This window comes from Streptomyces sp. NPDC051207, assembly GCF_040682395.1.
Classification (GTDB): Bacteria; Actinomycetota; Actinomycetes; order Streptomycetales; family Streptomycetaceae; genus Streptomyces.
This window is the reverse complement of sequence record NZ_JBFBAX010000004.1, coordinates 163,599-180,498: the sequence shown is the minus strand read 5'-3', so window position 1 is coordinate 180,498 and position 16,900 is coordinate 163,599. Positions and strand designations below refer to the sequence as shown.

General features: G+C 71.2%; 21 protein-coding genes. 12 read left to right on the top strand and 9 right to left on the bottom strand.

Going from position 1 to position 16,900, the window contains the following annotated elements; translation table 11 throughout:
• The first annotated feature begins 43 nt into the window (after positions 1 to 43).
• Positions 44 to 1,153, top strand: coding sequence for a family 2 encapsulin nanocompartment cargo protein polyprenyl transferase (locus AB0M97_RS06050; RefSeq protein ID WP_365959514.1), 1,110 nt, complete (start codon positions 44 to 46; stop codon positions 1,151 to 1,153).
• A 302-nt stretch (positions 1,154 to 1,455) separates the two neighbouring features.
• Complete coding sequence (locus AB0M97_RS06045; RefSeq protein WP_365959513.1) at positions 1,456 to 2,082, top strand: GNAT family N-acetyltransferase; 627 nt, start codon at positions 1,456 to 1,458, stop codon at positions 2,080 to 2,082.
• Between the two features lie 26 nt (positions 2,083 to 2,108).
• Here the strand turns inward: AB0M97_RS06045 and AB0M97_RS06040 are convergent, their stop codons facing one another.
• Positions 2,109 to 2,699 carry a TetR family transcriptional regulator gene (locus tag AB0M97_RS06040; protein ID WP_365959512.1) on the bottom strand — a complete coding sequence of 197 codons (591 nt, stop codon included), beginning with the start codon at positions 2,697 to 2,699 and terminating at the stop codon, positions 2,109 to 2,111.
• Positions 2,700 to 2,842: 143 nt separating this feature from the next.
• On the opposite strand from AB0M97_RS06040, the gene AB0M97_RS06035 reads away from it, so the two are divergent.
• The 4 genes from AB0M97_RS06035 (at position 2,843) to AB0M97_RS06020 (ending at position 5,494) form a co-directional block, all read left to right on the top strand.
• Positions 2,843 to 3,475: a dihydrofolate reductase family protein gene (locus tag AB0M97_RS06035; protein WP_365959511.1), complete on the top strand. Its 633-nt coding sequence runs from the start codon at positions 2,843 to 2,845 to the stop codon at positions 3,473 to 3,475.
• Between the two features lie 46 nt (positions 3,476 to 3,521).
• Positions 3,522 to 3,725, top strand: coding sequence for a hypothetical protein (locus AB0M97_RS06030; protein ID WP_365959510.1), 204 nt, complete (start codon positions 3,522 to 3,524; stop codon positions 3,723 to 3,725).
• A gap of 109 nt (positions 3,726 to 3,834) precedes the next feature.
• Complete coding sequence (locus AB0M97_RS06025; protein WP_365959509.1) at positions 3,835 to 4,251, top strand: YciI family protein; 417 nt, start codon at positions 3,835 to 3,837, stop codon at positions 4,249 to 4,251.
• 7 nt (positions 4,252 to 4,258) lie between these two features.
• Positions 4,259 to 5,494: a sigma-70 family RNA polymerase sigma factor gene (locus AB0M97_RS06020; RefSeq protein ID WP_365959508.1), complete on the top strand. Its 1,236-nt coding sequence runs from the start codon at positions 4,259 to 4,261 to the stop codon at positions 5,492 to 5,494.
• 19 nt (positions 5,495 to 5,513) lie between these two features.
• Here AB0M97_RS06020 and AB0M97_RS06015 read toward each other — a convergent pair whose 3' ends face one another.
• From AB0M97_RS06015 to sodN, 3 genes are all read right to left on the bottom strand, one after another.
• Positions 5,514 to 5,942, bottom strand: a complete 429-nt coding sequence (locus AB0M97_RS06015) for a VOC family protein (protein WP_365959507.1) — start codon at positions 5,940 to 5,942, stop codon at positions 5,514 to 5,516.
• A 9-nt stretch (positions 5,943 to 5,951) separates the two neighbouring features.
• Positions 5,952 to 6,344 carry a helix-turn-helix transcriptional regulator gene (locus tag AB0M97_RS06010; RefSeq protein ID WP_365959506.1) on the bottom strand — a complete coding sequence of 131 codons (393 nt, stop codon included), beginning with the start codon at positions 6,342 to 6,344 and terminating at the stop codon, positions 5,952 to 5,954.
• Positions 6,345 to 6,500: 156 nt separating this feature from the next.
• Complete coding sequence (sodN, locus tag AB0M97_RS06005; RefSeq protein WP_365959505.1) at positions 6,501 to 6,896, bottom strand: superoxide dismutase, Ni; 396 nt, start codon at positions 6,894 to 6,896, stop codon at positions 6,501 to 6,503.
• Between the two features lie 148 nt (positions 6,897 to 7,044).
• Here sodN and sodX point away from each other — a divergent pair, with 148 nt between their 5' ends.
• Entirely contained in the window at positions 7,045 to 7,479 is a 435-nt protein-coding gene (gene sodX, locus AB0M97_RS06000) for a nickel-type superoxide dismutase maturation protease (protein WP_365959504.1), read from the top strand.
• Here sodX and AB0M97_RS05995 read toward each other — a convergent pair.
• Entirely contained in the window at positions 7,383 to 8,012 is a 630-nt protein-coding gene (locus AB0M97_RS05995; RefSeq protein WP_365959503.1) for a CGNR zinc finger domain-containing protein, read from the bottom strand. The two genes, sodX and AB0M97_RS05995, sit on opposite strands and share 97 nt — an antisense overlap.
• A 113-nt stretch (positions 8,013 to 8,125) precedes the next feature.
• Here AB0M97_RS05995 and AB0M97_RS05990 point away from each other — a divergent pair, with 113 nt between their 5' ends.
• Positions 8,126 to 8,896: a methyltransferase gene (locus AB0M97_RS05990; protein WP_365959502.1), complete on the top strand. Its 771-nt coding sequence runs from the start codon at positions 8,126 to 8,128 to the stop codon at positions 8,894 to 8,896.
• Positions 8,897 to 8,991: 95 nt separating this feature from the next.
• On the opposite strand, the gene AB0M97_RS05985 is transcribed toward AB0M97_RS05990, so the two are convergent.
• Genes AB0M97_RS05985 through AB0M97_RS05975 form a run of 3 tightly spaced genes read right to left on the bottom strand, consistent with a single transcriptional unit; the run spans position 8,992 to position 11,726 of the window.
• A complete protein-coding gene (locus AB0M97_RS05985; RefSeq protein ID WP_365959501.1) occupies positions 8,992 to 9,798 on the bottom strand; it encodes an amino acid ABC transporter ATP-binding protein in 807 nt (268 codons plus the stop codon).
• Positions 9,795 to 10,736 (bottom strand): amino acid ABC transporter permease, encoded by a 942-nt coding sequence (locus tag AB0M97_RS05980; RefSeq protein WP_365959500.1) that lies wholly within the window; start codon positions 10,734 to 10,736, stop codon positions 9,795 to 9,797. Before AB0M97_RS05980 ends, AB0M97_RS05985 begins: the two co-directional genes overlap by 4 nt.
• A 30-nt stretch (positions 10,737 to 10,766) precedes the next feature.
• Entirely contained in the window at positions 10,767 to 11,726 is a 960-nt protein-coding gene (locus AB0M97_RS05975; protein WP_365959499.1) for an ABC transporter substrate-binding protein, read from the bottom strand.
• A 676-nt stretch (positions 11,727 to 12,402) separates the two neighbouring features.
• Here AB0M97_RS05975 and AB0M97_RS05970 point away from each other — a divergent pair.
• The 4 genes from AB0M97_RS05970 to AB0M97_RS05955 all read left to right on the top strand — a co-directional run bounded on the left by AB0M97_RS05970 (position 12,403) and on the right by AB0M97_RS05955 (position 15,813).
• Positions 12,403 to 13,632 (top strand): NADP-dependent malic enzyme, encoded by a 1,230-nt coding sequence (locus tag AB0M97_RS05970; protein WP_365959498.1) that lies wholly within the window; start codon positions 12,403 to 12,405, stop codon positions 13,630 to 13,632.
• A gap of 281 nt (positions 13,633 to 13,913) precedes the next feature.
• Positions 13,914 to 14,879 (top strand): zinc-binding dehydrogenase, encoded by a 966-nt coding sequence (locus AB0M97_RS05965; RefSeq protein ID WP_365959497.1) that lies wholly within the window; start codon positions 13,914 to 13,916, stop codon positions 14,877 to 14,879.
• A gap of 161 nt (positions 14,880 to 15,040) precedes the next feature.
• Entirely contained in the window at positions 15,041 to 15,250 is a 210-nt protein-coding gene (locus AB0M97_RS05960; protein ID WP_014674937.1) for an HTH domain-containing protein, read from the top strand.
• Positions 15,250 to 15,813, top strand: coding sequence for a Clp protease N-terminal domain-containing protein (locus tag AB0M97_RS05955; RefSeq protein ID WP_365959496.1), 564 nt, complete (start codon positions 15,250 to 15,252; stop codon positions 15,811 to 15,813). The genes AB0M97_RS05960 and AB0M97_RS05955 overlap by 1 nt, the downstream gene beginning before the upstream one ends.
• 54 nt (positions 15,814 to 15,867) lie before the next feature.
• Here the strand turns inward: AB0M97_RS05955 and AB0M97_RS05950 are convergent, their stop codons facing one another.
• Positions 15,868 to 16,899, bottom strand: coding sequence for a helix-turn-helix transcriptional regulator (locus tag AB0M97_RS05950; protein ID WP_365959495.1), 1,032 nt, complete (start codon positions 16,897 to 16,899; stop codon positions 15,868 to 15,870).
• Between the last annotated feature and the right edge of the window lies 1 nt (position 16,900).

Below are 16,900 nucleotides of genomic sequence, written 5' to 3'. Positions count from 1 at the left end.
CCGCCCTTTGCGCGGCCGACGAGCGGGGTCCGGAGGGGAGTTCATGACGGAGACGACGCAACGCCTCATCGGGGCGCGTGAGACGCGGAGTCCCGTCGGGGCACACGAGGACGACCGCGCGGGGCCGGCCGACGGGAACGAGGCGGCGGTGCTCCTGGAGCGGGCCAGGACGATGGTCAACCCCGCACTGCGGGCGGCCCTCATGACGCTGCCCCCTGCCCTGCGGCGCGTCGCGCTCTACCACTTCGGCTGGCAGGACGCGGAGGGCAGACCGGCGCAGGGCAACGCGGGCAAGGCGGTCCGCCCCGCGCTCGTCCTCACCGCCGCCGCCGCACTCGGCGGGCCCGGGGCGCGGTCGGCTGCCGTACGGGCGGCCGTAGCCGTGGAGATCGTCCACAACTTCACGCTGCTGCACGACGACGTGATGGACCGGGACGCCACCCGGCGGCACCGGCCCACCGCGTGGACCGTGTTCGGCGAGTCGGACGCGATCGTCACCGGGGACGCCCTGCAGGCGCTGGCCCTGCGGCTGCTCGCCGAGGACCCGCACCCGGCGTCGTCGGCCGCCGCCGCCCGGCTCGCGGACTGCGTGGTGGAGCTGTGCGAGGGCCAGCAGGCGGACACGGCGCTGGAGCACCGCGCCCCGGAGGAGGTCACCCTCGACGAGGTGCTCGCGATGGCCGAGGCCAAGACGGGCGCGCTGCTGGGGTGCGCCTGTGCGCTGGGTGCGCTGTACACGGGGGCGGACAAGGAGGACGTGGCGGCGCTGGACGCGTTCGGCAGGGAGGCGGGGCTCGCGTTCCAGCTGATCGATGACGTCATCGGTATCTGGGGCGACCCGCGGCGCACCGGCAAGCCGGCCGGGGCGGATCTGGCGGCCCGCAAGAAGTCGCTGCCGGTGGTCGCCGCGCTCACCTCGGGCACCCCGGCGGCCGGTGAACTCGCCGCGCTGTACGCGGTGCCGCTGGAGAAGGAGGACATCGAGCCCATCGCGCTGGCCGTGGAACGCGCGGGCGGCCGGGACTGGGCGCAGGCCGAGGCGGCCGACCGGATGGGCCGGGCCGTGCAGGAACTGACCCGTGCCGTGCCGGACCCGGAATCGGCGGGCGGCCTGCTCGCACTGGCCGAGTTCGTGACGCGCCGCACCAGCTGAACGTCCGGTGAGAGACAGGTGACAGAGGGGATCGAGACAAGACGGGGGCGGGACGGGGGATACGGGCCCGAGGGGGGCAGAGATGCGGCAGAAGATGCGGCAGAAGGGGAGAGCGCACCGGAAGGCACTTCATCGAGGCTCCGGAGCCACCGGCGCCGTGCGGCTCCTGGCCCCGCGCGGCGGCCGGTGGCTCCGGCCGGGCGGGTCCCGCACTTCCCCACGGTGTGCGGGGCCCGTCTCCACCCACCGACTGGGTGCATCGCCGCGGGGACGGCGGGGTTGAGTCGAAAGGGCGGCGGGACATGGGCGTGGCGATACGCACGGCGGGACCTGACGATCGTGAGCTGGTGGTGGGGCTGCTGGACGAGGCCTTCCAGAGCGATCCGGTGAGCAGCTGGGTCTTCCCCGGCGCCGAGTACCGCCGTACGACGCACCACCGGCTCATGGCCGCGTTCACCGACGTGGTGCCGGCCGACGGGCGTATCGACGTCACGGAGGACGGCTCGGCGTGCGCGCTGTGGCTGTCCGTGCCGGCGGAGGACGAGCACGGGGGCGAGTTGGCGGGTGGGCAGGTCGGGGACGGGTTCGCGCGGATGCGGGAGGCCGTCGACCCGGGCAATGAGCGCGTCGAGCTGATCGGGCGGCTCACGGCGGGCATCCATCCGTCGGGCCGCGCCCACGAGTACCTGTGGATGGTCGGCGTGGCACCGGACCGGCAGGGCGAGGGCCTCGGCACCGCGCTCGTCGCCTCGGCGCTCGACCGCTGCGACCGCGACGGGCTGCCCGCCTACCTGGAGGCGAGCAGCGCCCGCGGCCGGCTGCTGTACGAGCGGCTCGGCTTCGCGTTCACCGGCACCGCACTGCACCTGCCGGACGGCCCCGTGATGTGGCCGATGTGGCGCGAGCCCGAGTCGTACCGGCCGCTCTGAGGGCCGGCCCGCAGGGCAGATGGGCGTCAGTCCTCCGGCACCACCGTCGCCACGATCCGCTCCACCAGGCCTTCCGGCACGGTCACGCCCGGGAGGACGTCTTCCAGGACGCCCGGCAGGGTCAGGTGTTCCAGGATCAGGCCGAGCATGGAGAGATAGAGCAGGGTGACCGTCTCGTCGCCACCGGGCAGCCCGGCCTCCCGGTGGAAGCGCATGCCCTCCTCCAGGTCGCCGCGCAGCGACCTGGAGGAGGAGGCGCGCAGCTCGGGGCGCCGGGTGGCCTCCAGGCGCATCTCCAGCAGGGCGAGATAGCCGGTGCGGTCGCGCACCGCCCGGCCCATCAGGTCGTGCATGAGCGCGGTGACCAGTGAACGGTCCCGGGGCGCCGCCATGCGCCGGGCGAGCGCCTCGGGGTCGGGCGCGAGCCGGGCGTGCAGCCGGGCGTCGATCTGGCGGAGCAGGTCGTCCCGTCCGGTGAAGTAGTTGGAGGCGGTGCCCACCGGCACCCCCGCCTCGGCGTCCACCGCGCGGAACGTCAGCCCGCGCGCCCCCTCGCGTGCCAGCAGTTCGATACCGGCGTCGATCAGGGCCCTGCGCCGCTCGGGATTACCGGCCATGCGGAATCGTCTCCCTCACGTGGAATCTCCCCTCCCACTTGCTGTCCGTCCGCGAAAGTCCCGCGAACACCCTTGCGACCACTACAGTCGAAGTACTACAACTGGAGTGGTACGCGGTACGCAGCCTACGGATCGAGGCCGGTTTGCGAAAGCTCAGCTACTTCATCGCCTGCTCCGTCGACGGGTTCATCGGAGGCCCGGACGGCGACGCGACGGCGATGATGTCCTACGTCGACGAGGAGTTCCTGCAGTTCCTCGTCACGGAGTACCCCGAGACCCTCCCGACTCAGGGCCGCCGGATGCTCGGGGTGGACGACCTGCCCGGCAAGCGGTTCGACACCGTCATCCAGGGCCGCGCCAGTTACGACCTCGCACTCAAGGAAGGCATCACCAGCCCCTACGCCCACCTGCGCGAATACGTCGCCTCCCGCACCCTCGGCGAGTCGCCCGACCCGAACGTCGAGATCGTCGCGGACGACGTGGTGGGCAAGGTCCGCGAACTGAAGGCGGAGGACAGCGCGCTCGACATCTACCTGTGCGGCGGCTCCCGGCTCGCCGGGGAGCTGATCGACGAGATCGACGAGCTGATCGTCAAGACGTACCCGATCGTCCTGGGGACCGGCATGCCCATGTTCGGCGCCGCCTTCACCGTCTCGCCGTTCGCGCTGGAGTCGACGCGCACTTTCGGCAACGGCGCCGTCGTCCGGACGTACAGCCGGGAACGCCGGCGCGCAGCCGCTGACGTACGGCCGGAAAGGCTGACGCACGGCCGCTGAGGTGCAGCGGGGAGCGCAGGAGGCCACCTCGGCCTACCCTTGGGACATGGACAGCGAGAAACCCGCCTGTCCCGTCTGCGGGCAGGCAGTCGATCAGGTCGTCCGGCGCCACAAGACGCTGGGCGCGTGGGTTCCCAAGTGGGTCCCCGGGCCCTGCCAGAACCCCAAGTGCGAGGCGTACCCCGGCGACGAACCGGAATCCGCCGAACCCCGTGGGCGGTCCGGCAGGCACATCGCGGAGAAGGGCTGAGAAAAATCCCGCCCAGAACCCCCTGGCCCTGTCGAGAACGCCGGTCCGGTTCCGACGTCCCCTGTGAAAGCCGCCCGCACGGGGGCGGCCCGGCCGAAGGAGCGTACCCATGAAGTACCTGGTCATGGTGCAGGGCGCACAGGCGGACTACGACGCGATGCGCGGCAAGGCCACGGACACGTCGCCGGCCTGGAGCGAGGAGGAACTCCAGGCGATGTACGCCCACATGAACGCGGTCAACGACGACCTCGCCGAGTCCGGCGAGCTCGTCACCGGACACGGACTGGCCGAGCCGGCCCTCACCCGGCACGTCACGCTCGGCGCGGACGGCAGGAGTGTGATCACCGACGGGCCGTACAGCGAGACCAAGGAACTCCTCGCGGGCTTCTGGATCCTGGAGTGCGAGAGCCTGGAGCGCGTCACGGAGATCGCCGAGCGCGTGGCCCGCTGCCCCCAGCCCGCCGGGGCGCCGGACTACCCGGTGGCGATCCGGTCGATCATGGACGGCGCGGGCGACCTCTGCTGAGCCGACGGTGCGAAGCGCGACCCACCACGTCGAGGACCTGCTGCGCCGGCACGCGCCGCAGGTCCTCGGCGCGCTGGTCAGACGCTACGGGCACTTCGACGCCGCCGAGGACGCCGTACAGGAGGCGCTGCTCGCGGCGGCCCGGCAGTGGCCCTCGGCCGGTGTCCCGGACAACCCGCGCGGCTGGCTCATCAGGGTGGCCTCGCGGCGGCTGACGGACGCGTTGCGTGGCGAGGAGGCACGCCGGCAGCGCGAGGACCGGGCGGCGGCGCTCACCCCGCGCGACGCGTTCACGGCCCCGCCGCCCGGCGCCGACCGCGCCCCGCGCGAGGACGACACGCTCTCCCTGCTGTTCCTGTGCTGCCACCCGGACCTGACGCCGCCCGCGCAGATCGCGCTCACCCTGCGCGCCGTGGGGGGACTGACGACCGCGGAGATCGCGCGCGCCCATCTCGTCCCCGAGGCGACGATGGCGCAGCGCGTCAGCCGGGCCAAGCAGAAGGTCCGCGGCGTGCGCTTCGGACGCCCCGACCACTGGGAGCAACGGCTGCCCGCGGTCCTGCACACCCTGTACCTGATCTTCAACGAGGGCTACACGGCGACGTCCGGGGCGCATCTGCAGCGCCGTGACCTGGCGAGCGAGGCGATCCGGCTGACCCGCCAGGTGCACCGGCTGCTCCCGGACGACGCCGAAGTGGCGGGTCTGCTCGCCCTGATGGTGCTCACCGACGCCCGCCGCGACGCGCGCACCGGGCCGCACGGCGAACTGGTGCCCCTGGACGAACAAGACCGCGACCGCTGGGACAGGGCCGCGATCGAGGAGGGCGCCGCGCTCGTCGTGGACGCCCTGTCGAAGGGCTGCCCCGGCCCCTACCAGCTGCGCGCGGCCATCGCCGCCGTGCACGACGAGGCGCCGACCGCACGGGCGACGGACTGGCGCGAGATCCTCGGCCTCTACGACGTGCTGGTGCGTCTGGTGCCCGGCCCGGTCGAGCGCCTCAACCGGGCCGTGGCGGTGGCGATGGTGCACGGCCCGCGCGCGGGGCTGGCCGAACTGGACGCCCTGGCCGGCGAGTACACCGGCCACCGCCTGGACGCGGCACGCGCGCACCTCCTGGAACGCGCCGGAGACCTCGAAGCGGCCCGCGCCGCCTACGAGTCGGCCGCGTCCCAGACCCTGAGCCACCCGGAACAGCACTACCTGCACGCCCGCGCGGCCCGCCTGCGACCGACCGGCACCTGACCGGCGGACCGGCCGGGGATCACACCCCGCGTCGCTCCAGGAACCGCAGCATGTTCCCGGCCGGGTCACGGAACGCGCAGTCCCGCACTCCGTACGGCTGGTCCATCGGCTCCTGGATCACGTCGGCGCCCGCCTCGCGGACCCGGGCGTACAGGGCGTCGCAGTCCTCCGTGGTGAAGATGACGCCGCGCAGCATGCCCTTGGCCAGCAGCTCCGCCATCGCCTGCCGGTCGGCGGGGGAGGCGTCCGGGTTCGCGGCGGGCGGCTCCAGCACGATCTCCACGTCCGGCTGGAGGGGAGAGCCGACGGTCACCCACCGCATCCCCTCGAAGCCGACGTCGTTGCGGACCTCCAGGCCCAGTACGTCCTGGTAGAAGGCCAGCGCCTTGTCGTGGTCGTCCACGGCGACGAAGCACTGCGCGAGTTTCACATCGGTTCTCCGGTCCATGGCGGCACGCTACGCCCGTCTCGGCCGGGTGAACGTACGCGCCACGCATGCCGGAATCACCGCGCCCGCCTCGTGCCGGCGGGCCCGGTACGCGCTCGGCGTCTCACCGACCAGCTCCGTGAAACGCGAGCTGAACGACCCCAGCGACGTACACCCCACCGCGACGCACACCTCGGTCACCGTCATGTCGCCGCGCCGCAGCAGCGCCTTGGCGCGCTCGACACGGCGGGTCATCAGATAGCCGTACGGCGTCTCCCCGAACGCCGCGCGGAAGCTGCGCTGGAAGTGGCCCGGCGACATCAGCGCGGTGCGCGCCAGCTCGGCGACGTCCAGGGGCCCGGCGTACTCCCGGTCCATCCGGTCTCGCGCCCGCCGCAGCCGGACCAGATCATCGACGCTCACCACCCCGCCAGCATGGCACGGGGCCCGCCCGCCCGGCAGGGCCTGTGGACAACGCCGAAGGGGCCCGGCCGGGGTCAACCGGCCGGGCCCCTCCCGGGATGCCCGAGGTCCGCGATGGTGCACCGATCGCCGACCGGACGGGGGTCCGACTGTGCGTCAGGCCTTCTTCGTCTCCCAGAAGATCTTGTCGATCTGGGCGATGTAGTCCAGCGCCTTCTGGCCGGTCGCCGGGTCGGTGGAGGCCTTCGCGGCGGAGAGGGCCTTCAGCGTGTCGTTGATCAGCTGGTGCAGCTCGGGGTACTTCTCGAAGTGCGGCGGCTTGAAGTAGTCGCTCCACAGCACGGACACGTGGTGCTTCGCGAGCTCCGCGCGCTGCTCCTTGATGGTGGTGGCACGCGTCTGGAAGTGCGGGTCGTCGTTGCCGGCCATCTTCTCCTGGATGGCCCTCACCGACTCCGCCTCGATGCGGGCCTGGGCCGGGTCGTACACGCCGCAGGGCAGGTCGCAGTGCGCGCTGACCTTGACCTTGGTGGCAAACAGGCGGGAAAGCATGAAGCGTTCCTTCCTCGTGATCGTCTTCTCAGAGGGGACATTACTCCGTGCGGGAGGGGTTTTCGCGGGTGCCCCCATGCGCTTAGGACAAAAGTCCAGGGCCAGACTGAGACTGGTGGAGGAAGAACCGGGGAGGAGGTGCCGGGTGATGCCGGAGCCGTCGCAGGAGACCGAGCGCACGAAGGGCCTGCTGCCGTTCGGGCCCGCCGAGGTGACCGGGCCGTCCATGGTGCCCACGCTGCACCACGGGGACCGGCTCCTGGTGCACTGGGGCGCCCGGACCGGCCCGGGCGACGTCGTCGTGCTGCGGCACCCCTTCCAGCAGGATCTGCTCGTGGTCAAGCGCGCGGCCGAGCGGCGCGAGGGCGGCTGGTGGGTGCTCGGCGACAACGCGTACGCGGGCGGCGACAGCACCGACTACGGGGTCGTCCCGGAGGAGCTGGTGCTCGGCCGGGTGCGGTTCAGGTACCGGCCCCGCAGGCCGGATCAGCGCTCGCCGTTCGCGCTGGTGCGCTGGGCGCTGTCGGCGGCCAGGCCGGTCTTCTCCGACCGGTCCGCCTCCAGGCGTTTGCGGGCGCGGTAGGCGGCCACGTTGGCGCGGGTCGCGCAGCGGTCGGAGCAGTAGCGCCGGGAGCGGTTGGTCGAGGTGTCCAGGTAGGCGTTGCGGCACGGCGCGGCCTCGCACAGGCCGAGGCGGTCGACGCCGTACTCGGTGAGGTGGAAGGCCAGGCCCATCGCCGCGATGGCCGCGTAGCCGGCGGTCGCGTTGGACGGGTGGTCGGCGAGGTGCATGTGCCACAGGGGGCGGCCGTCGTCGTCGCGGAAGTCGTGCCCCGAGATCTGCGGGCTGACCGGGAACTCCAGCAGCAGTGAGTTGAGCAGGTCCACGGCGAGGGTCTCGTCGCCCCGGTCCGCCGCCTCGAAGACCGACCGCAGCCGGCCGCGTACGGAGCGGAAGCGGGTCACGTCCGCGTCGGTGGCGCGGCGGGCCGCCGCCTGGTTGCCGACGAACAGGTCACGCACGGCCTGGATCGAGGTGAGGGAATCCTTGCCCCGCGCCGGTTCCTCGGTGTTGACGAGACGTACGGCGTAATCCGAGTAATAGGCCAGTTCCACTTGTAGTCCTTACGGTGGGGCTCTATGGTCGTGCCTGCGGTCGGGTAACAGACGATCGTGCTTACAGGGTATTACTTCCAGGGTATTGCGTGACGGACGCGAGGAGGGGCTCGATGACGGACACCCACACCACCACCGCCGGTGCCGACTGGCAGGCCTGGCAGGAGAGCTGGGACCGGCAGCAGGAGTGGTACATGCCCGACCGCGAGGAGCGGTTCCGGGTCATGCTCGACATGGTGGAAGCCCTCGTCGGCCCCGCACCGCGCGTGCTCGACCTCGCGTGCGGCACGGGGAGCATCACGGCCCGCCTCCTCGCCCGGTTCCCCGGGGCCACCAGCACGGGCGTCGACCTCGACCCGGCGCTCCTGGCCATCGCGGAGGGCACGTTCGCGGGCGACGACCGGGTCACCCTCGTCACCGCCGACCTGAAGGACCCCGACTGGCCGGCGAAGCTGCCGTACGACGCGTACGACGCCGTCCTGACCGCGACGGCCCTGCACTGGCTGCACAGCGAACCCCTCGCGGCCCTCTACGGTCGGGTCGCGGAGCTCGTCCGCGACGGCGGTGTCTTCATGAACGCGGACCACATGATCGACGAGTGGACGCCCCGGATCAACGCGGCCGAGCGCGCCCAGCGGCACGCGCGCATGGAACAGGCCAAGCGGGACGGCGCCCTCGACTGGGCCGAGTGGTGGCAGCTCGCCGCCAAGGACCCGGTGCTCGCCGCGCCGACCGCCCGCCGCTACGAGATCTACGGCGAGCACGCCGACGGCGACATGCCGTCCCCGGCGTGGCACGCACGCGTACTGCGCGAGAAGGGCTTCGCCGAGGTCAGGCCCGTGTGGTCGTCGCCGGCGGACACGCTGCTGCTGGCGCTGAAGTAGCCGGGGCACGCGAAAGGGGCGGTACGGGATGTCCGTACCGCCCCTCGTCGTGAGTCCGTCCCTCGTCGTGAGCCGGTCCCTTGTCGTGAGCGCTGTCAGAGCACCTTCGACAGGAACGACTGCGTCCGCTCGTGCTGCGGGTTGGTCAGCACGTCGCGCGGGTTGCCCGACTCGACCACCACGCCGCCGTCCATGAAGACCAGGCTGTCGCCCACCTCGCGGGCGAAGCCCATCTCGTGGGTGACGACGACCATCGTCATGCCCGACTCGGCCAGGTCGCGCATGACGTCCAGGACGTCACCGACCAGCTCCGGGTCGAGCGCCGAGGTCGGCTCGTCGAACAGCATCAGCTTCGGGTCCATCGCCAGCGCGCGGGCGATGGCGACGCGCTGCTGCTGGCCGCCGGACAGCTGCGAGGGGTAGGTGCCGGTCTTGTCGGCCAGGCCCACGCGGTCCAGCAGCTCCCTGGCACGCTCCTTGGCCTGCGCCCTGCTCACGCCCTTGACCTGCACCGGCGCCTCGATGATGTTCTCCAGCGCGGTCATGTGCGGGAACAGGTTGAAGCGCTGGAAGACCATGCCGATGTCCCGGCGCTTCAGGGCGACCTCGCTGTCCTTCAGCTCGTAGAGCTTGTCGCCCTTCTGGCGGTAGCCGACCAGCTCGCCGTCGACGTACAGCCGGCCGGCGTTGATCTTCTCGAGGTGGTTGATGCACCGCAGGAAGGTCGACTTGCCGGAGCCGGAGGGGCCGATGAGGCAGAACACCTCGCCGGTCCTCACCTCCAGGTCGATGCCCTTGAGGACCTCGACCGGGCCGAAGGACTTGTGGACGCCCTCGGCCTTCACCATGGGGACGGTGTCCTGCTGCGGGGCGGCGTCCTGCTTGCTGAGCTGCTCGCTCATGCGATGCCTCCCTTCGAACGGCTGGAAAGGGACAGCATGTTCGCCTTGATCTTCTGCCACGGGGTGGCCGGCAGCTGTCGGCTGGCGCCACGGGCGTAGTAGCGCTCCAGGTAGTACTGGCCGACGCTGAACACCGAGGTCAGCAGCAGGTACCAGGTCGCCGCCAGGAACAGCATCTCGGCGGGGGCGCCGGAGGTCTGGCCGATGTCCTGGGCGACCCGGAACAGTTCGGAGTACTGGACGATGGACACCAGCGAGGTCGTCTTCAGCATGTTGATGACCTCGTTGCCCGTCGGCGGCACGATCACGCGCATCGCCTGCGGGATGACGATCCGGCGCAGCGTCTTGGAGTGGCTCATGCCGAGCGCGTGCGACGCCTCGGTCTGGCCCTCGTCCACCGAGAGCAGACCGGCGCGGCAGATCTCCGCCATGTACGCGGCCTCGTTGAGGCCGAGGCCCAGCAGCGCCGTCAGGAACGGGGTCATGAAGTCCGACCACTCGTCCTTGTAGAACGGCCCGAGGTTGATGTACTCGAAGACCAGGCCCAGGTTGAACCAGACCACCAGCTGCACCAGGACCGGGGTGCCGCGGAAGAACCAGATGTAGAACCACGCGATCGAGGAGGTCACCGGGTTCTTCGACAGGCGCATCACGGCCAGCAGGATGCCGCCGACGATGCCGATGGTCATGGCCAGGACGGTCATCAGGAGCGTCTTGCCGACGCCGCCGAGGACCCGGTCGTCGAAGAAGTAGTCCGGGATCGTGCCCCAGTTGATCCTGCCCTGGGAGAACGCGTAGACGACTCCGGCCAGCAGGGCCAGAGTGATGACGGCGGAGACGTAGCGCCCGTAGTGCCGGACCGGGATGGCCTTGATGGCTTCCGGTCCGGCCGGGGGCGTGCTCGCCGGTCCCGTCGTCTTGTCGATGTCAGCAGTCACGGGTGTTGCCTTTCAGTGCCGCTCGCGCGGTCACTTGCCGCCGTTGATGGTGGCTTCCTTGACGGCGCCCTCCGTGACGCCCCACTTCTCCATGATCTTCTGGTACTCGCCGTTCTCGATGATGGCGTCCAGCGCCGCCTTGAGGGCGTCCCGCAGCTCGGTGTTGTCCTTGGCGACCGCGATGCCGTACGGCGCGGCCTCGACCTGCTCGCCGACCAGCTGGAAGTCCTTGCCGCCGCCGGAGGTCTTCACGGCGTACGCGGCGACCGGGAAGTCGGACGAACCGGCGTCGGCGCCGCCGCCGCGCAGCCGGGTCTGGGCCTGCTGGTCGTTGTCGAAGGACTCGATGGCGATCTTCTTGCCGGCCGGGCACTTCTTCGACTCGGACTTGGCGAGGTCCTCGGAGACCGTGCCGCGCTGGAGCACGATCTTCTTGCCGCACAGGTCGGCCCAGGTCTTGATGCCCTGGTCGTCGCCCTTCTTGGTGTAGATCGAGACACCGGCGGTGAAGTAGTCGACGAAGTCGACGCCCTCGCCGACCTTCTTGCCGGTGTCGGAGTCGATGCCCTCCTGGCGGTCCTTGGTGTCGGTCATCGCGGACATGGCGATGTCGTACCGCTTGGAGCGCAGACCCGTGATCAGGGTGTCGAAGGTGCCGTTCTCGAACTCGAACTTCACACCGAGCTGCTTGCCCATGGCCGCGGCCAGGTCGGGGTCGATGCCGACCGTCTTGCCGGAGCTGTCCTTGAACTCGACCGGTGCGTAGGCGATGTCCGAACCGACCTTGACGACGCCCTTGTCACGGATCGCCTTCGGAAGCTTGTCGGCCAGCGGGGCCGAGGACGTCTTCGCGGTCTCGGAGGCCGAGCCGGTGTCCTTGGTCTGGTCACCGCAGCCGGTGAGCAGCAGGGTGCCTGCGACCGCGATCGCACCGACCGCTGCTAGCCGGGAGTGCGCGGCGGTCGTACGACGGGTGGAGCTTGCGGCCATGGTGGGTTCCTCCGGCGGATGGGTGGAGTTGCCGATGGGGCGGACGGCCGTCGACGGGTTCGGCGGCCGTCGTGGTCGACGCGTGTCGACAGGAGCACGACGAGGATCGACGTGAACACACACCTTCGAGTGTCGCGACCTCGTGTGATTACGGCATCTTGCCATTCGGACTGAGCCATTCAGGGGGGCCGCCATGTCAAAATCGGATAACGGGTGACCCCCGAACCCCACCAGGTCGGTACATCACGACCCAACCTTTACGGGAATCTGCCCTTCCGGCCGGAAGATCTGCGGCGTATCTCAGGATTTGGACGAGGGTTGCGTGGTCGAGCCGACCGCTCCAGTGCCTGTCAAGCGCGGGTGACTAGCTTGTCCGATGTGCGCCTATGAGGCATGTCACGAGCATCCGGTCCGGTGGCGTCCCCCGCCCGGCGGGTACGACTCCGGCACGAGTTCGTCATGTGACCTTGGACCGAATGGACTCGTCGGCGGCCGTGTCCGTCCGGTAAGAAGGTTCTTTACACCCCTCATCCGGGGCTCAGGGCGCGTGTGCGGCGCGCCCGTCGCGTTTGGCCTGTACGCACCAACGATCAGGGCCTTGCGCGGTGCCCGCCCACTCCTCACCAGGAGTGGCATCCAAACCCTCAAACCATGAACACTTAAGGGGTAAAACGAAGTGGCAGCGGAGATCGTCAATCCTCGCAGCGACAGCGACGCCAATACGGAGCAGGACGGCGGGGCCGAGCCCCTCGATTCCTTCGACCCGGCGTTCGCGCTGCACCGCGGCGGCAAGATGGCCGTGCAGGCCACCGTGCCGGTCCGTGACAAGGACGACCTGTCCCTGGCCTACACGCCCGGCGTCGCGAAGGTGTGCAGCGCGATCGCCGACCAGCCCGACCTCGTCCACGACTACACGTGGAAGTCGTCGGTCGTGGCGGTGGTGACGGACGGTACGGCCGTCCTCGGGCTCGGGGACATCGGGCCCGAGGCCTCCCTTCCGGTGATGGAAGGCAAGGCGATTCTTTTCAAGCAGTTCGGCGGTGTCGACGCGGTGCCGATCGCGTTGAGCTGCACGGACGTCGACGAAATCGTCGAGACGGTGGTGCGGCTGTCGCCCTCGTTCGGCGGTGTCAACCTCGAGGACATCTCCGCGCCGCGGTGCTTCGAGATCGAGCGGCGGCTCCAGGAGCGGGTCGACATCCCGGTCTTCCACGACGACCAGCACGGCACGGCCGTCGTCACGCTGGCCGCCCTGCGCAACGCGGCGCGGCTGAGCGGGCGCTCACTCGGGGAGCTGCGCGCGGTGATCTCCGGGGCCGGCGCGGCCGGTGTCGCCATCGCCAGGATGCTGGTCGAGGCCGGGATCGGGGACGTCGCGGTGACCGACCGCAAGGGTGTCGTCTCCCGGGACCGGGAGGACCTGACGTCCGTCAAGCGGGAGCTGGCCGAGTTCACGAACAAGGCCGGTCTGTCCGGGTCGCTGGAGTCGGCCCTGGTGGGCGCGGACGTCTTCATCGGCGTGTCCGGCGGCACGGTGCCGGAGCCGGCGGTGGCGTCCATGGCCGAGGGCGCGTTCGTGTTCGCCATGGCCAACCCGAACCCCGAGGTGCACCCGGACGTCGCGCACAAGTACGCGGCGGTCGTCGCCACCGGGCGGTCGGACTTCCCGAACCAGATCAACAACGTGCTGGCGTTCCCGGGCATCTTCGCCGGCGCCCTCCAGGTGCGGGCCTCCCGGATCACCGAGGGCATGAAGCTGGCCGCCGCCGAGGCGCTGGCCGCCGTCGTCGGTGACGACCTCGCCGCGGACTACGTGATCCCGTCGCCGTTCGACGACCGGGTCGCCCCGGCGGTCACGGCGGCGGTCGCCGCGGCGGCTCGGGCGGAGGGGGTTGCCCGCCGCTGAGGCGGTGGGCGGCCGAGTTCGGTCGGGCCGGCCGGCCGCGGTTGGGCCGGTCGGCTCCAGCCGACGCCGGTTGGGTTCATGGCCCCGTCCCTGGTGGGCGGGGCCATTTTCTCGGCCTCTTCGGCCTCTCGGCCTCTTCGGCTCTTTGGGGCCGGTTGGGCTGTTCGGGTGGTGGGCGCGGGGTGCGGGGCGTGGCCCCGCCGGGTGCCGTTGCGCAAGAGGGTGTGTGTCACAGGGGCCCGCGGTTCCCTCCGCGCGGCGCGGAACCTATGGTCGTGGTCATGTTCGCTGTCTACGCCGCCCGAATCGACCGCGACCAGCCGCTCTCCGGTCTGGAGTTGGGGGAGCGCCCCGCCCCCGAGGCCCGGCCCGGCTGGAGTGTCGTCAATGTCAGGGCCGCCTCCCTCAACCACCACGACCTGTGGTCCCTGCGCGGTGTCGGCCTCCCCGAGGACCGGCTGCCGATGATCCTCGGATGCGACGCCGCGGGCGTCGACGAGGACGGCAACGAGGTCGTCCTGCACTCCGTGATCGGCCAGACCGGTCACGGCGTCGGCCCCAAGGAGCCCCGCTCCATCCTCACCGAGCGCTACCAGGGCACCTTCGCCGAGCAGGTCGCCGTGCCCACGTGGAACGTGCTGCCCAAGCCGAAGGAGTTGTCCTTCGAGGAGGCCGCCTGTCTGCCGACGGCCTGGCTGACCGCGTACCGGATGCTTTTCACGAACGCCGGCGTGCGCCCCGGTGACTCCGTTCTCGTGCAGGGCGCCGGTGGCGGTGTCGCCACGGCCGCGATCGTGCTCGGCAGGGCTGCCGGGCTGCGGGTGTTCGCCACCAGCCGGGACGAGGCCAAGCGGAAGCGGGCCGAGGAACTCGGTGCCGTGGCGGCGGTCGAACCCGGCGCCCGGCTGCCGCAGCGGGTCGACGCGGTCATCGAGACGGTGGGCGCCGCGACCTGGTCCCACTCCGTGAAGTCGCTGCGCCCCGGTGGCACCCTCGTCATCTCCGGTGCCACCAGCGGCGACCGGCCCTCGCACGCGGAGCTGACCCGGATCTTCTTCCTGGAGCTCAAGGTCGTCGGCTCCACGATGGGCACCAAGGACGAGCTGGAGGACCTGCTGTCCTTCTGCGCCGCCACCGGTGTGCGGCCCGTCATCGACGAGGTGCTGCCCATGGACCGCGCCCGGGACGGCTTCGAGCGCATGGAAGCGGGCGGGCAGTTCGGAAAGATCGTGCTCACGAATCCCTGATTCGCCTACGACTGATGGGTCTGCGGCTGATTCGCCTACGACTCGTTCGTCTACGGCTGTTTCGCCTACGACGGCGCTGTGACGGTCGGCCCGGTTTCGGGCCGGCCGTTTTCATGTCAACTGTGGTTGACAGCGTGCGTCTGTCAACGTAGGTTGACGGCATGAGTGAAGCCACGGATCTCGCCGAACGTGCGGGCGATCGTGATCCCCGGGTCGGGCTGCGTGCCGTCGCCGCGCTGCGGAGGCTGCTGGAGCAGTTGGAGGCCGTCCAGGTGCGCAGTGCGCGCAACCAGGGCTGGTCGTGGCAGGAGATCGCCGCCGAACTCGGCGTCAGCAGGCAGGCCGTGCACAAGAAGTACGGGAGGCATTGATGTTCGAACGGTTCACGAAGGACGCCCGTGCCGTCGTCAAGGGAGCGGTCGGGCACGCCGACGCGGTGGACGCGGGCTGCGTCGACGCCGAGCACATGCTGCTCGCCCTGCTGGACCGGGAGGGCAGCCGCGCCTCCTTCGCGCTGGCCGCGCTCGGGCTCGCCGAACGCCGGGACTCCGTACGCCGGGCGCTGGCCGAGGCGCGGCGCCGAGCGGGTCTGTCCCAGGCCGAGGCGGAGGCCCTCGCGGGGCTGGGGATCGACGTCGCCGAGATCGTCGCCCGCGTGGAGGAGGTGCACGGCGTCGGTGCCATGGCCGGTGACCGCAAGGACAAGGGATGGTGGTCGGGGCGGCGCACCTTCGGGCGGGACGCCAAGGACATCCTGGAGAAGGCCCTGCGCATCGCCCTCGCGCGCCGCGACCGGCACATCGGTGACGAGCACATCCTGCTGGCGCTGACCACGCGCCCGGGGGTGTCCGCGGAGGTCCTGGCCGACCACGGGGTGACCCACGAGTCGGTGTGCCGGGTCCTCTACGGGGAGGGGCAGGCCAAGGCGGGCTGACCTCCGGCTCCAGTGGCCCGGGGGAGGGTCACCGGAGCCGGTCGGCGGGTCGGCTCAGGGCTTCGGTGTGCGCAGCAGTGCCCCGATGTGGGCCGCCGCCGTCGACAAGTGGCGCCGGGCGTCGCGCAGTTGTCCGGCTGTCACGCCGTGGTCGCGGGCCGCGTCGCGGATGTCGTCCCGGAAGCGGTCGAGCAGCCGGTCCAGGTCGCGGGCCGGGTCGCCGGTGGGCTCCTCGTGGGCCCAGGCCGGTTCGTAGTCGGCGGGGAAGTCCTCGGGGGTGTCGGAGTACTCCGGCTGCTGCCGGGGCGGCCGTCCGGTACCGCCCGTGGGGCGGCCGGTGACGAAGTCCCGTCCAAAGTCCTTGCCGAAGTCCCTGCCGAACTCGCCGAACTCCTTGACCAGTTCCGTCAGGCCCTCGCGCACACCGGTCGGCCAGTCGCCGCGAAGGAAGTGGTCCTGGACCTGTTCCTGGACGCGGCGGGCGATGCGCTGCATCTCCTCCTGCGTCTCCTTGGCCTGGCGCTGCGCCCGCTGGGCCTCCTCGCGGGCCCGGCGGCTCTCGTCCTTGGCGCGCCGGGCCTGCTCCTTCCACTCCTGCTTGACGCGCCGCATCTCCTCCTTGGCGGCGCGCCAGGCCTCCGGGTCACCGAGCCCGGGGAACTCCCCGGCGCCCTTTCCGTCACCCCGCGCGGAGCCGCGCCGCGCCTCGCCGGCCGCCGCCCGCACCTCGCGGCGCAGGTCGCCCGCGGCGCCGCGGACGTCCGCCCGGATCTCGGCGGCGAGTTCGGCGACGGACTCGCGGATCTCCAGCTCCAGGTCGGCCAGCTCGCCGCCCCGGTCGGCCAGTTCGGCCCGGCCGGCGTCCGTGATCGCGTACACCTTGCGGCCGCCCTCGGTGGTGTGGGTGACCAGGCCCTCCGCCTCCAGCTTGGCCAGGCGCGGGTAGACGGTGCCCGCCGACGGCGCGTACAGCCCCTGGAAGCGCTCCTCCAGGAGGCGGATCACCTCGTAGCCGTGGCGCGGGGCCTCGTCGAGCAGCTTCAGCAGGTAGAGACGGAGGCGTCCGTGGGCGAAGACGGGAGGCATG